The organism is Megasphaera sp. SC8-1 (assembly GCF_024436295.1).
Taxonomy (GTDB): Bacteria; Bacillota; Negativicutes; order Veillonellales; family Megasphaeraceae; genus Megasphaera; species Megasphaera elsdenii.
Map to the genome: position 1 here is coordinate 67,501 of NZ_JANFQH010000032.1, position 13,428 is coordinate 80,928.

At 54.2% G+C, this 13,428-nt stretch carries 13 protein-coding genes and 1 riboswitch; all 13 genes read left to right on the top strand.

The features are described 5' to 3' along the window. Window positions 1-31 precede the first annotated feature (31 nt). The 13 genes from def to NOS26_RS10230 all read left to right on the top strand — a co-directional run bounded on the left by def (window position 32) and on the right by NOS26_RS10230 (window position 13,426). The gene (gene def / locus NOS26_RS10170) at window positions 32-493 is read left to right on the top strand and encodes a peptide deformylase (RefSeq protein WP_014016707.1); all 462 of its coding nucleotides are present in this window, start codon (window positions 32-34) and stop codon (window positions 491-493) included. Then, the gene (fmt, locus tag NOS26_RS10175) at window positions 493-1,428 is read left to right on the top strand and encodes a methionyl-tRNA formyltransferase (protein ID WP_036204361.1); all 936 of its coding nucleotides are present in this window, start codon (window positions 493-495) and stop codon (window positions 1,426-1,428) included. The genes def and fmt overlap by 1 nt, the downstream gene beginning before the upstream one ends. 99 nt (window positions 1,429-1,527) lie before the next feature. Next, complete coding sequence (gene rsmB / locus NOS26_RS10180; RefSeq protein ID WP_255917692.1) at window positions 1,528-2,868, top strand: 16S rRNA (cytosine(967)-C(5))-methyltransferase RsmB; 1,341 nt, start codon at window positions 1,528-1,530, stop codon at window positions 2,866-2,868. After that, window positions 2,861-3,889, top strand: a complete 1,029-nt coding sequence (gene rlmN / locus NOS26_RS10185) for a 23S rRNA (adenine(2503)-C(2))-methyltransferase RlmN (RefSeq protein ID WP_255917694.1) — start codon at window positions 2,861-2,863, stop codon at window positions 3,887-3,889. The genes rsmB and rlmN overlap by 8 nt, the downstream gene beginning before the upstream one ends. A 69-nt stretch (window positions 3,890-3,958) precedes the next feature. After that, complete coding sequence (locus tag NOS26_RS10190) at window positions 3,959-4,666, top strand: Stp1/IreP family PP2C-type Ser/Thr phosphatase (RefSeq protein WP_022498176.1); 708 nt, start codon at window positions 3,959-3,961, stop codon at window positions 4,664-4,666. 36 nt (window positions 4,667-4,702) lie between these two features. Beyond that, window positions 4,703-6,679, top strand: coding sequence for a Stk1 family PASTA domain-containing Ser/Thr kinase (gene pknB, locus NOS26_RS10195; RefSeq protein WP_027894568.1), 1,977 nt, complete (start codon window positions 4,703-4,705; stop codon window positions 6,677-6,679). Between the two features lie 10 nt (window positions 6,680-6,689). Then, window positions 6,690-7,553 (top strand): ribosome small subunit-dependent GTPase A, encoded by an 864-nt coding sequence (gene rsgA, locus NOS26_RS10200; protein WP_014016701.1) that lies wholly within the window; start codon window positions 6,690-6,692, stop codon window positions 7,551-7,553. A gap of 2 nt (window positions 7,554-7,555) precedes the next feature. Continuing rightward, on the top strand, window positions 7,556-8,200 hold the full coding sequence (gene rpe, locus NOS26_RS10205) for a ribulose-phosphate 3-epimerase (RefSeq protein WP_255917695.1): 645 nt from the start codon (window positions 7,556-7,558) through the stop codon (window positions 8,198-8,200). A 58-nt stretch (window positions 8,201-8,258) separates the two neighbouring features. Then, window positions 8,259-8,390: riboswitch (FMN riboswitch) on the top strand. A 97-nt stretch (window positions 8,391-8,487) separates the two neighbouring features. Continuing rightward, window positions 8,488-9,624 carry a bifunctional diaminohydroxyphosphoribosylaminopyrimidine deaminase/5-amino-6-(5-phosphoribosylamino)uracil reductase RibD gene (gene ribD / locus NOS26_RS10210; protein ID WP_255917696.1) on the top strand — a complete coding sequence of 379 codons (1,137 nt, stop codon included), beginning with the start codon at window positions 8,488-8,490 and terminating at the stop codon, window positions 9,622-9,624. Further along, the gene (locus tag NOS26_RS10215) at window positions 9,605-10,249 is read left to right on the top strand and encodes a riboflavin synthase (protein WP_255917697.1); all 645 of its coding nucleotides are present in this window, start codon (window positions 9,605-9,607) and stop codon (window positions 10,247-10,249) included. Before ribD ends, NOS26_RS10215 begins: the two co-directional genes overlap by 20 nt. Window positions 10,250-10,280: 31 nt before the next feature. Further along, the gene (ribE, locus tag NOS26_RS10220) at window positions 10,281-10,745 is read left to right on the top strand and encodes a 6,7-dimethyl-8-ribityllumazine synthase (RefSeq protein WP_014016697.1); all 465 of its coding nucleotides are present in this window, start codon (window positions 10,281-10,283) and stop codon (window positions 10,743-10,745) included. A 788-nt stretch (window positions 10,746-11,533) separates the two neighbouring features. After that, window positions 11,534-12,271, top strand: coding sequence for a glycosyltransferase family 2 protein (locus tag NOS26_RS10225; RefSeq protein ID WP_255917698.1), 738 nt, complete (start codon window positions 11,534-11,536; stop codon window positions 12,269-12,271). A 6-nt stretch (window positions 12,272-12,277) separates the two neighbouring features. After that, window positions 12,278-13,426, top strand: coding sequence for a glycosyltransferase family 1 protein (locus NOS26_RS10230; RefSeq protein ID WP_072981202.1), 1,149 nt, complete (start codon window positions 12,278-12,280; stop codon window positions 13,424-13,426). Window positions 13,427-13,428 lie beyond the last annotated feature (2 nt).

Here is a 13,428-nt window from a genome sequence, read left to right on the forward strand (position 1 = left end):
ATTTTTACTATTACAATGAGGTGAAAGTTATATGGCAGTACTCAATATTATTAAAGCCGGTGACCCCGTCTTGAAAGCGACGGCGAAACCCGTTACAAAAGTGAATAAACATATAAAGAAATTGCTCGACGACATGGCAGAAACGATGTATGCTGCTGAAGGCGTCGGCTTAGCCGCACCGCAGGTCAATGAATCGCTGCAGCTCATCGTCCTCGACGACGGCCATGGTCTCATCGAGCTCATCAATCCGGAAATCCTGGAAAAGTCGGACGAAACCAACGTCGACACCGAAGGCTGCCTGAGCATCCCCGGATATTACGGCAAGGTAGAACGGGCTTCGAAAATCAAGGTCCGTTCCCTGACGCGCCATGGCAAGACGGTCATTTATGAACCGGAAGGCTTCCTGGCCCGCATTTTCCAGCATGAAATCGACCATCTCTATGGTCATCTGTTCATCGAAAAAGCAGCGGATTTACGGAAAGTAGGGGACTAATGGATAAGTTACGCATTGTATTCATGGGGACGCCGGATTTTTCCGTCCCGTCCCTGGAAAGCCTGGCCCAGGCCGGTTATGATATCGCCGCCGTCTACAGCCAGCCCGACAAGCAGCGGGGACGGGGCAAAAAGGTGACTTTCTCGCCGGTGAAAGAAAAGGCCCTGGAACTGGGAATCCCCGTTTTCCAGCCCGATTCCATGCGCCGTGACGACGTCATCGAACAGCTGCGCAGCCTGGCACCGGATGTCATCATCGTCATCGCCTACGGCAAGATTTTGCCGAAAGCCGTCCTCGACATCCCCAAATACGGCTGCCTCAACGTCCACGGCTCGCTGCTGCCGAAATACCGCGGCGCGGCTCCTATCCAGTACGCTGTCAAAGACGGCGAAGCTGAAAGCGGCGTGACCATCATGCTCCTCGATGAAGGCATGGATACGGGGAAGATGCTGAAAAAAGCGGCCATTCCCCTGGATGCCAAGGAAACGACGGGCACTTTGTTCGATAAATTGTCCCTCCTCGGGGCCCAGACCCTGCTCGACGTCCTGACGGACCTGGAGGGCTATGAAAGCCGGGCTGTCGCCCAGGATGAGAGCCAGGCGACGTATACGGCAAAAATTACCAAGGAAGAAGCCCAGATCGACTGGACCCAGGATGCTGTCGTACTGGAACGGCTCATCCGGACGCTGGATCCTCATCCCGGCGCATATACGATCTGTCACGATGGCAAGCGCCTGAAAATCTGGTCGGCTGATGTCGTCGAAGGTACCGGGGCCGAACCGGGAACCATCTTGGATGTGACCAAGAAGCAGTTCACCATCCAGACCGGAAGCGGCGCCCTGCGCATCCGCGAAGTCCAGCCGGAAAGCCGGAAGCGGATGGCTGCTGCCCAATATCTCCAGGGTGTGACCTTGACGGCTGGGGAACGGCTATAAACAAGACTCCATGCAGAGAAGCGGGACAACTGCCGCAAAGAAGACGGTTGCCCTGCTTTTGTGCTGTTCACCCGTGCTTTTTGAAATAGGGAGGAATCTATGAACGTACGTGAAATTGCCTTTCAGAGCCTGCTGACTATCTGCCGGGACGAAGGGTATAGCAATATCGTCGTCTCTAAGGCGATACAGAAGCATCAATTTGCCGACAGGGACCGGCGTTTTTATACAGAACTCGTTTACGGGACCTTGCGCTGCCTCAATTACCTGGACTGGATCATTTCCCAGATCAGTACGCGCAAGCTGAAAAAGCTCGATCCCGTCTGCCTGGCCATTATCCGCCTGGGCTTGTATCAGATTTTCGGCATGACCAAAGTCCCCGAATCGGCAGCCTGCAACGAAGCTGTCAAGATGGCGACGAAATTCGGCAATAAAGGCATGGCCAAGTTCGTCAATGCCATGCTGCGCAACAGTATCCGCCGGCGGGACCAATTCATCATTCCCGATAAGGACAAAAACCTGACAGCCTATCTGGCCCTGACGTATCATCAGCAGGACTGGCTCGTCCGCCGCTGGCTGGAAGAATATGGCCCAGACGATACAGAACGGCTCTGCCAGTATTTCGATACCATCCCGGCACTGTGCCTGCGCGTCAATACGGCCGTCACCAGTCGCGAAGACCTGTTGGCTGAGCTGGAAAAGCAGGGCCAGCCGGCCCGTCCGGCTGCCATTTCGCCGGATGGCATCTATCTCGATGGCAATCCGGGGATCCACGAGCTGACCTGCCTCCGCGATGGCCGGGCTATCATCCAGGATGAACCGTCCCAGCTGGTCGCCCATATCGTCGATCCCCAGCCGCACGAAGTCGTCTTCGACGTCTGCGCTGCTCCCGGCGGCAAGACGACCCATCTGGCTACCCTGGGCGGCCCGTCGTGCGTCGTCTACGGCGGCGATATCCACGAACATAAGCTGCGGCTCATCGAATACAATGCCCAGAAGCTGGGTCTCAAGAATGTGCGGACCCTGCTCCAGAACGGCTGCACCATCGGCCAGAAATATGCCGGCAAAGCCGACCGGGTCCTGGTCGATGCGCCTTGTTCGGGTCTCGGCGTCCTGCGCCACAAAATCGACTTGCGCTGGCGCAAAAATCCCAGCGATCTGCGGACCCTGCCGGCCCTGCAGCGGCGCATCCTGGACAGCGCCTCGCAATGCGTCCGCCCGGGCGGCGTCCTGGTCTACAGCACTTGTACCATGAATGATGATGAAAACAGCCGCATTGTGGCTGACTTTTTGAAGAACCATCCGGAATTTCACGTCGAAAATGCGACGCAGTGGCTGACCGTCCCTGGTCATGAAGGCCCGTTTATCCAGCTCCTGCCGCAGCGCGACAATCTGGACGGCTTCTTCATTGCCCGCATGAAAAAGGAGGGTGGACATGAATAACCTCTTCGATATGACGAAAAAGGAACTGCAAACGTTCCTCGTCGCCCAGGGAATGAAGAAATTCCGGGCCGACCAGATTTTCCATTATGTCTATAAAGAAAATATCTTTTCCTGGGATGAAATGGTCCTGCTGCCCAAGAAAGACCGGCAGCTTCTCAAAGACGTCCTGCCCATTCACTTTCCGGAAATCGTGTCCCGCCTGGATGCGCCCGATGGCCAGACAGTCAAGCTGCTCTTGCAGCTCGCGGACGGCGAAACCGTCGAAACGGTGCTCATGATGCACGATTACGGCAATTCCATCTGCGTGTCGTCCCAGGTCGGCTGTGCCGTCAACTGCACCTTCTGCGCGTCGGCCAAGAACGGCTTTGTCCGCAACCTGTCGGCCGGTGAAATGGTCGCCCAGCTCCTGGCTTTCCGTAAATACGTCACGCCGGAACTGCACTCCATCGTCATCATGGGGACGGGGGAACCGCTCCTCAATTATGACAACGTCATCCGTTTCATGAAGCTCATCCACGACAAGGATACGCTCTATCTGGGCTATCGCAACATGACCCTGTCCACGTCGGGCATCGTCCCCAAGATGTATGACCTGGCCAAAGAGGGCATGCCCATCACCCTGGCCGTGTCCCTCCACGCGCCGAACGACGCCTTGCGGCGGCGGATCATGCCCATTGCCGAAAAATATCCCCTGGAAGCCGTCCTCCAAGCGGCACGTCACTATTTCGACGTCACAGGCCGAAAAGTCACCTTTGAATATATCCTCATCAAGGGCCTGACCTGCACTAATGCCTGCGCTAAGGAACTGGCCCGCCTCCTGGGCGGCCAGAACATCCTGGTCAACGCCATCCCCATCAATGATAATTATGACGTCGGTCTCTACCGGCCTGACGAAAAGACGATGAATGAATTTGTCACCTATCTGCAGCGCCATGGCGTCCCTGTCACCTTGCGGCGGGAAATGGGCAGCAAAATCCAGGCTGCCTGTGGCCAATTGCGGATAAAACGCGAAAAAATTTGACAGGTGACGGCGAATATGATATGAATTAAAGTGTACCTATAACGAAACACCGTGAGAGGACGTGAGAATTTGGGCACATACGGTGAATCCAAAATCGGCTTGGTTCGGAAAGTGAATGAAGATTCCTTTTATATCAGCCACGAGAAAAACGTACTGGCCGTAGCTGACGGTATGGGCGGCTATGTAGGCGGTGAAATCGCCAGCAAGACGGCTGTAGAAGCCATCGCCTATTACTTCAAGAATTTCAGTTATGCGGCACCGGTACAACTGGAGAAGGCCATTCAATATGCGAATTCCAGTATCCTCAGCAAGACCTTGATCGACCCCTCGCTCAAAGGGATGGGGACGACTGTTTCTTTAGTGACGCTGGCCCGGCACATGGCTTTTTGGGGCCACGTCGGCGACAGCCGTATCTACTTATACCGCGATGGGGAGTTCACGCAGATTTCTGCCGACCATACCATCGTCCAGGTCCTGCTCGATAAGGGCAAGATCACGGAAGAAGAGGCCATTGACCATCCCCAGCGCCATGTGCTGACCAGAGCCGTCGGCGTCGATGAAAACCTGGTCGTCGACAGCGGAGCCTTTGAAGTACAGCCAAAGGACCGTATCCTGATTTGTTCTGACGGCCTGACGTCGTTCATCCGGAAACAGGAACTCCGCGATGCCATCGGCGATTATCGCCGGACGGAACGGGAAATCATCAATGATCTCTTTGCCCGCGTTTATGAGAACGGGGCCAACGATAATGTTACCGCAATTTTAACGACCATATAATCGCGAACGACTATGAAAGTGGTGGAATAGCTAAAAATGATTGGTCATATCTTAGATAACAGATACAAGATATTGGAAAAAGTAGGCACAGGCGGCATGGCCAGCGTGTACAAAGCACAGGATATCCTCCTGGACCGGATCGTCGCCGTAAAGATACTTCATTCAAAATACGGCAATGACCACGATTTTGTCGTCCGCTTCCGGCAGGAAGCCCAGGCGGCTGCCAAATTGTCACACCCCAATATTGTCAATATATACGACGTCGGCTACGATGAAAATGTCCATTACATCGTCATGGAATTCGTGCGCGGCGAAACGTTGAAAGAGTATATCGAAAAGCACGGCCATCTGCCGATCAACACGTCGATACAGATTGCCTTCGATATTGGCGAAGCTTTGGAAAATGCCCATGCCAACGGCATCGTCCACTGCGATATCAAGCCCCATAATATTCTGGTCACCGAAACAGGGCGCATCAAAGTCGCCGACTTCGGTATCGCCCGGGCCGTCAATTCCGTCGAAAACAGCGACCGCACGGTCCTGGGTTCTGTCCATTATTTTTCACCGGAACAGGCCAGCGGCGGCCATATCGATGAACGGACGGATATCTACTCCCTGGGTGTCGTCATGTATGAAATGATGACCGGTGTCGTTCCCTTCCAGGGCGATACGGCCATCAGCATCGCCCTGAAGCACGTCCAGGACGACATCCCCTTGCCGACCAAGTACAACCGCCGCATCCCGCGGCTCGTCGAACAGGTCATCCTCAAGGCCATGGCCAAGAACCCGGACGACCGTTTCCAGTCCATCGGCGAGATGATGTCGGAACTGCGCCTGTCCCAGGGTTTCATCAACACCAACGGCGCCCGGCCGATCATCAGCAAGGGCCCGTATAACTTCGGTACGCAGAAACTGCAGCCTATCAAGGAAAAGGACCTGCCCGAAGACGAACCTCCGGAAAAGAAGAAGAACCCTTTTACGCGGTTCATGGATTCTATCAGCAATCATTCTCAGAAAACCATCATCATCGGTATGCTCGGCGTCTTCCTCGTTGCCTTTGTATGGGCCTTCTTTTCCTTCGGGAATTTTTGGAGTACTGAAGACATTACCGTACCGGATGTGACGGGTAAGCAGGTAGAAATCGCCAAGAAGATCCTCAAGGATAAGAAGCTCGACGTCTCCGTCAAGGAAGTGGAAAGCGACGAAGTGCCAGTAGGCGAAGTCGTTTCCCAGACTCCGTCCGGAGGGGCTGTCGTCAAGGCCAACCGGACCATCTACCTGACCGTCAGCAAGGGCAATAAGGGCGAAGAAGTCCTCATACCGGACCTGCGGAGCCTGACCCTCGACGAGGCCGAAAAGAAACTGAAGGAAATCGGTCTGTCTGTCGGCAAGGTGCGCTACAAAGAGAGCGCCCAGTATGCGGATGGGACCATCATAGACCAAGATCCGGAATCGCCGAAGAAAGTCGAAAAGGGGACGAAAGTCGACCTCGTCGTCTGCCGTAAGAGCGAAGCGGAAAAAGAAGCCGAAGCGGCTAAGAACGAAGCGCCCAATACGAGCGGCATGAGCCTCGATGCGGCTGTGAAAGCCCTGGAAAGCGCGGGCTACTCCGTCGGCAGCGTATCCAACCTCGATTCGTCGAAGGATAACTCTCAGGCTGTCGTTACGGGCCAAACGTCGGAAGACGGCAAGGTCGTCAACTTGTCCGTTGAATATCCGTCGTCCCAGAGCAGCCAGAGTTCGCCGTCGAGCAGTTCCGGCGGCTCCGATGGCAGTGCCAATAACCAGGAACCGGCCGGGACGCCCCATTATGGGACCGTCAATATCAGCGTACCATCCGGCGCTTCCAGCCAGCATGTCCAGATCGTCGTATCCGACGACAACGGCTCGCGCGTCGTCTATGACCGCAGCCAGGCCGGTGGCGATAACATCTCCAAGAGCGTCAGCGGCACGGGCAAGACGAGAGTCAAAGTCTATATCAACAATTCATTAGTACAGGATCAGTACATCTAAGGGGAGGAACATGACAAAAGGACGCGTCATCAAGAACTATAACGGGTATTATTATGTCGATGTCGGCCGGGAGAACCTCGTCGAATGTCGCCGCCGCGGCAAATTGCTGAAAGCCAAGATCCTCGTCGGCGACGAGCTGGAAATCACCGAGCTGGGCCAGGATAAGGGCGTCATCGAAGCCCTGCTGCCCCGGCGCAACCAGATCCGCCGGCCGGCGGTGGCCAATATAGACCAGCTGCTGGTCATCATGGCGGCCCAGTCGCCGGACCCGAACCGTTTCCTCGTCGACAAGATGCTCATGACCTGTGAATACGGCGGCATCCATCCGACGCTGTGCTTCAATAAGTGCGACCTGGACCGGGACACAGCCGAAGCCTATAAAGCCTTTTATGAACGCTGCGGCTATGACGTCTATCTCGTGTCGGCCAAGACCGGCGAAGGCCTGGATACGCTGCGGGCTCTCCTGCCGCACCGCATGACGGCCTTTGCCGGCCCGTCGGGCGTCGGCAAGTCCAGCCTGCTGTCGCAGCTCCTGGGGCGGAAGGACTTGTCCGTCGGCGCCGTCAGCGAAAAGATCAAGCGCGGCCGCCATACGACGCGCCATTCGGAAATCATGCGCCTCGACAGCGACACGTACGTCGTCGATACGCCGGGCTTCAGTGCCCTCGATTTCGAGCACCTCGACCCCCGGGAAGTCCTGCGCTTGTTCCCGGATATGCTGCCATACAGCGGCGGCTGCAAGTTCTCATCGTGCCTGCACCTGTCCGAACCGGAATGTACGGTCAAACAAGCCGTAGCCGACGGCCATATCCAGGCCGAACGCTACGATACATACTGTAAGATACTCACTTCCATTGCAGAAAGGAAACGATAGTCATGGTAACCATTTGCCCCTCTATATTGTCGGCTGATTTTTCCCGCCTGGCCGAAGAAATCCAGGACGTTGAACGGAAGGGGGCCGACTGCATCCATCTCGACTTGATGGACGGCCATTTCGTACCGAACCTGACCTTCGGCGTACCGGTCATCAAAGCCCTGCGCAGCTGCACGAAACTGCCTTTCGATGCCCATCTCATGGTCGAACATCCGGAAACCTATATCGACGGCCTGGCGGCTGCCGGCGTCCAGTACGTCACGGTCCATCAGGAAGCCTGTGTCCACCTCGACCGGGTCCTGCAGCAGATCCGCGAAGCAGGCATGAAAGGCGGCGTCGCCCTCAATCCGGCGACCCCCGTATCTTCCTTGTCCTGCGTGGCCGGGCAGTTGGATATGATCCTCATCATGAGCGTCAATCCCGGCTTCGGCGGCCAGAAATTCATCCCCTATGCCGTCGATAAGATCAGCCAGGCAAAAGCCCTCCTGGAACAGGCCGGCAATACGGCGGCCGTCATCGAAGTCGACGGCGGCGTCAATGCCAAGACTGTCCAGGCCGTCAAAGACGCCGGTGCGACCTTCCTCGTCGCCGGCAGTGCCGTCTTCGGAGCTGAAGACCGGGCCGCAGCCATTGCGTCCTTACGATAAGGACTTGTATTTCTTCCTTGCATGTGCTAAAATCATACATGTAGTTCAAGTGAATAAGGATAGTCTTTGAGGCAAGGTGAGAAAGCGGCGCTTTCAATTCCTGACCGGCGGTGACAGTCCGCTAACCCGCAAGGGTTGAACCGATGCAATTTCGGTACCGACAGTACAGTCTGGATGGGAAAAGACGACAGATTGTGTTTTTGTTGCGCTCAAAAGGCTATGGGAATCTTACGTCCATAGCCTTTTTTTGTTTCACTTGCCAATCTGAAAAGAAGGGAAGGAATACATTGGAACCGGCAGAGTATATGAAAAAAGCCCTGGACTTGGCAAAGACCGCCCTGGGCTATACGACACCTAACCCGGCTGTCGGCTGTGTCATCGTCAAAGACGGTGAAATCGTCGGCACGGGCTATCACCATAAGGCCGGCACGCCCCATGCGGAAGTATGGGCTTTGCGTGAAGCCGGCGAACGGGCCAAAGGAGCGACGGTCTATGTGACTCTCGAACCGTGCGCCCATTACGGACGGACGCCGCCCTGCGCCCGGACCCTCGTTGAAAAGGGCGTCGGCAAAGTCGTCATGGCCATGCTCGACCCGAACCCTTTAGTCGCCGGCAAGGGGGCCGCGATCCTGCGGCAGGCGGGCATCCCCGTCGAAGTCGGCCTCCTGTCGAAGGAAGCAGCCCAGCTCAACGAAGTCTTCATCAAGAACATGATGGTCCAGAAACCGTTCATCGCCATCAAATTGGCCCAAAGCCTCGATGGCCGCACGGCTTCGCGGACGGGGAAATCCCAGTGGATCACCAATGACTGGGCCCGTAGTTACGGGCACTACCTGCGCTCTATCTACGACGGCATCCTGGTCGGTATCAATACGGTCCTGACCGATAATCCGCTCCTGACCAGCCGCATCGACCGGCCCGGCCAGGACGCACCGCATCAGCCTGTACGCGTCGTACTGGATACCAAAGGACGGACACCTTTGAATTCACTCGTCGTCACCGATAAGACGACGCAGACCCTTATCGTCACGACGTCTTTGTGCCCCGTAGAGAAGATGAAGGCTTTGAAAAACGCCGGCGTCCGCGTCATCCTGGCTCCGCTCCAGGACGGCAAGACCATCTACTTGCCTGACGCCTTGCAACTCCTGCATGATGAAGGACTGACCAGCATCCTCGTCGAAGGCGGCAGCACCGTTCAGGGCAGCTTCTTCGATGCCCGCCTGGTCGATAAGATTTACGCCTTCGTAGGCGACAAGGTCATCGGCGGGACCGGCGCATTGCCGTCTGTCGGCGGCTGCGGCGTCGACGAACTCGACGAATGTATGCCGCTGTCCTACGATTCGGTAGAGCTCCATGAAAATAACATATTGATTACGGCATATAATGCCAACAGGGAGGGTGCCTATGTTCACTGGCATCATTGAGGAATTGGGGACGATTACCCATATGGACCGCCGCCCCGATTCCATCCGCCTGACCATTCAGGCGCACAAAGTATTAGAAGGCACGCAGCTTGGCGACAGCATTGCCGTCAACGGCGTCTGCCTGACCGTTACGGATATGACGGATTCGACCTTTTCGGCCGATGTCATGCATGAAACCATGCGCCGTTCGTCGTTCAGCACCATCAAGAGCGGCTCTAAAGTCAACCTCGAACGGGCCATGCAGGTCGGCGGCCGCCTGGGTGGTCACATCGTCAGCGGCCACATCGACGGCGTCGGCCATGTCGCCCGCATCGCGACGGACGGCATTGCCCGGGTCATCACCATTTCCATCCCGAAGGATATGGAACCGTTCATCGTCGAAAAAGGGTCCATCACCATCGACGGCATCAGCTTGACCGTCGTATCCGTCGGCAACAGCCAATTTTCCGTTTCCATCATCCCCCATACCATGGCCAATACGACCCTCATGGATAAGCATCCAGGGGCTATCGTCAATTTGGAAACCGATGTCATCGGGAAATACGTCCATAGCTTTACCGTCGGTCATCCGTCGCAGGCTTCTTCGGGCCTGACGATGGAAAAACTGCTGGAAAATGGATTTTAACATAATTATTTCAGAATAGGAGTGTTTTACAATGGTACAAGTCAAAGAAGGTAAATTAATCGGTTCTGGTGCGAAATTCGGCATCGTCGTCGCACGTTTCAACGAATTCATCTGCAGCAAGCTCCTCGGCGGCGCTTATGACGCTCTCCATCGCCATGGCGTCGATGACGCAGATATTACGACAGCCTGGGTCCCGGGTGCTTTTGAAATCCCCCTGATCGCCCAGAAAATGGCCGAATCGGGCAAATACGACGCCGTCATCTGCCTCGGTGCCGTCATCCGCGGCGCTACCAGCCACTATGACCTGGTCTGCGGCGAATCGGCTAAAGGCATCGCCCAGGCATCCCTCAAAACGGGCATCCCCATCATGTTCGGCGTCATCACGACCGAAAACATCGAACAGGCTATCGAACGGGCTGGCACAAAAGCCGGCAACAAAGGCTTCGACGTCGCCACCAGCGCCATCGAAATGGTCAACCTTATCAAAGAATTATAAGAGACTGACGTTCATCGTTTGTCGAAAAGCACGCCGTTTGCAGTCCGCAGTCCGCGGTTCGCTCGGACTCAGATGCGACGTACCGTCACGACAGACTCAGGATTGTATTACGACCATTTGCTGTCCGTCATAAATTCCGTGATAGATGCCATCAGTCACGGCGGGCTCGCTGCACGCGAGCCCCTACGCACGAGCCTGCGGCTGTGAATTATTAAATATCGCCTGTATGCGATTTCGTAGGGGCGTCCGTGCGGGACGCCCGCGCGAATCCTGGGGATATCCCGAATTGTATTTGTGCGGAATTTCAACGAACGCCAAACGAACCACGAAAAGGGGCTCGCCGCAGTGTGCGGCAGTCCCTTTTTTTGTGCGGTCACTAAGCTGGGTAGGGGCGCCCACGTGAATTATGTCATTAGCCTAGAACGTATTTGTGTCGCCTTGCGAAGCACGAGCTGCTATGTTATATTGAAAATAAACATGTATGCTCGAACCATTATTCATTAGGAGGTGCGCGATGGGACTTTACTTAAATCCATGAGCAGAAGCGTTTCTGGAAGCCGTGAATTCTGAAATTTACGTCGATAAGACTGGACCACTTCAAACATCAAACACGCAACATCAAACAATGAAACAAAAGAGATTGTGCATAATGGCAGAAGCCTGTGTGTGACAATCTCCTTCCTGTACTTTGTTGGCTGGATGTGGTAAAATGTTACAAGATTATGTAGGCTAACAGACGTGAAATTTTATAAAGGAAAGGGACGCTGCTCGTGAGTTCACTCGCCATTTTGATTTTGACAAAAAACGAAGAAGACAACGTCGTCGATGTTGTCGAGAATGCCAAGAAATGTACCGATGAAGTACTGATCATCGACTCTGGGAGTACCGATAAGACTGTAGAACTGGCCAAGGCCCATGGAGCCAAGGTCTGCTTCCGCGCCTGGACCGATGATTTTGCGGCCCAGCGCAATTTCGCCTTAGAACAGACAACAGCCGACTGGGTGCTCTACCTTGATGCTGATGAACGCCTGAACGATGAATTGATTGGCGATATCCAGCGCATCATCGCCGACGGAAAAATGGATACACAATATGCAATTACGCGTAAATCCGTCGCGTTTGGCGTTACGTTTAACCACGGCGTCCTCGACCCGGATCACGTGCGGCGCATGTTCCCGCGGACGACCGTAAAGTGGGTCAATAAAGTCCATGAACACCCGGAATGTGACTTGCCGGATAAACGCTTGAAAGGTTACATCGAACATCATACCTATCGTGATTGGCATGAATGGGAAGAAAAACTCTGCCTGTATACGTCCATCTGGGCCGAAGACGCCTATAAGCGCGGCAAACGCACTTCCATGCCGGGTATCCTCATGCACAGTATCGGCGGCTTCTTCAAGATGTTCGTCCTTCGCAAAGGCTTCCTGGACGGCGGCATCGGTTCCTATCTATGCTGCACCCACTTTTTCTACACCATGTTGAAATATTTGAAATTGCATGAGTTGCAACGGAAGGGAGAGTAGTAAATAATGCGTGTGGCTATTTTGGAATCGATTGTCATGCCGGCGGGGCATGAAGTTGAATTTGACCGGATACTAGTCGAAGAACTGAAAAAACAAGGTCATGAACCGGTTTTCTTTGTGCCGGAACACTTCCCTTTCAAACTCGATTATCACTGCGATGTCGACTATTTGGACGGGGGAGAAGCCATTTCTTATGCAGGCGTGAGCCGTTTGAAGCGGCTTTGGCTCTCGATGCAGCGGGAACGCCGCCGGATTGCCTGGTTGAACAGCGCCTGCAAAAAAGGCGCTGCTGGCAAATGCGATGCAGTCATTGTACCGACGAATAGCTGGCGTGTCATGCGCTCCATACGGCACAGTATTTTGAAAGACAGCAAAGTTCCTTTCTTGTTCATGTTTCATGGTATCATGCCCAAAGATCGTCAGCGTTTCTGCGACGGTGTGAAAAGTTTGAAGGACTATCCAATGGTCCATTTAGGCGCGTTGGGATTGCAGACCGAATTCCCTGAGTTAGCGGACTGCCCGAATTTTCACACCATTATGGCTCCCGTCTACATTCCTTTTGATTTGCCTGTAACGCCGGAATTTCATGTTCATGATCCGTTACGGCTCGGCTTTTTTGGCCAATACCGGCGGGAAAAGAATTTGGATTTTTTCCTGCAGGCTTTCGTTAAGGCAAAATTCACAGTTCCCGTTACGCTGACCGTACAGGGGGCGACAGCAACCCAGGTCGACAGTGATGATTTTGAACGGCTGAAAAAAGAATATGCAGGCTATGAGAATATCCACTTCCTGCATAAAAATCTCTTAGGCATAGAATGGCAGAAAGAAATCATGGATATCGACGTCATGCTCCTGCCTTATGGTGCCGAACGCTACCGTTATCAGCCAAGCGCCATGCTCTTTACGGCCATTGGCTACTATAAACCCGTGATGCAATCGCCTGAAATGAATCCGGAAATCTTACAAGAATTTGATATTGGTGAAGCTGTCAAATTAGATTCTGTAGATGTGTTTTCCAAGCAACTAGAAAAGTTTGTCAATGAATTTCCAGAAAAGCAAGAACGCTATCGTCAAGGCTTGATTAAGGCGAATGAAAAATATGGGCAAGATAAGCTCATTAAGTATATTGTTGATATTTTAACAATTGATAGGTGAAT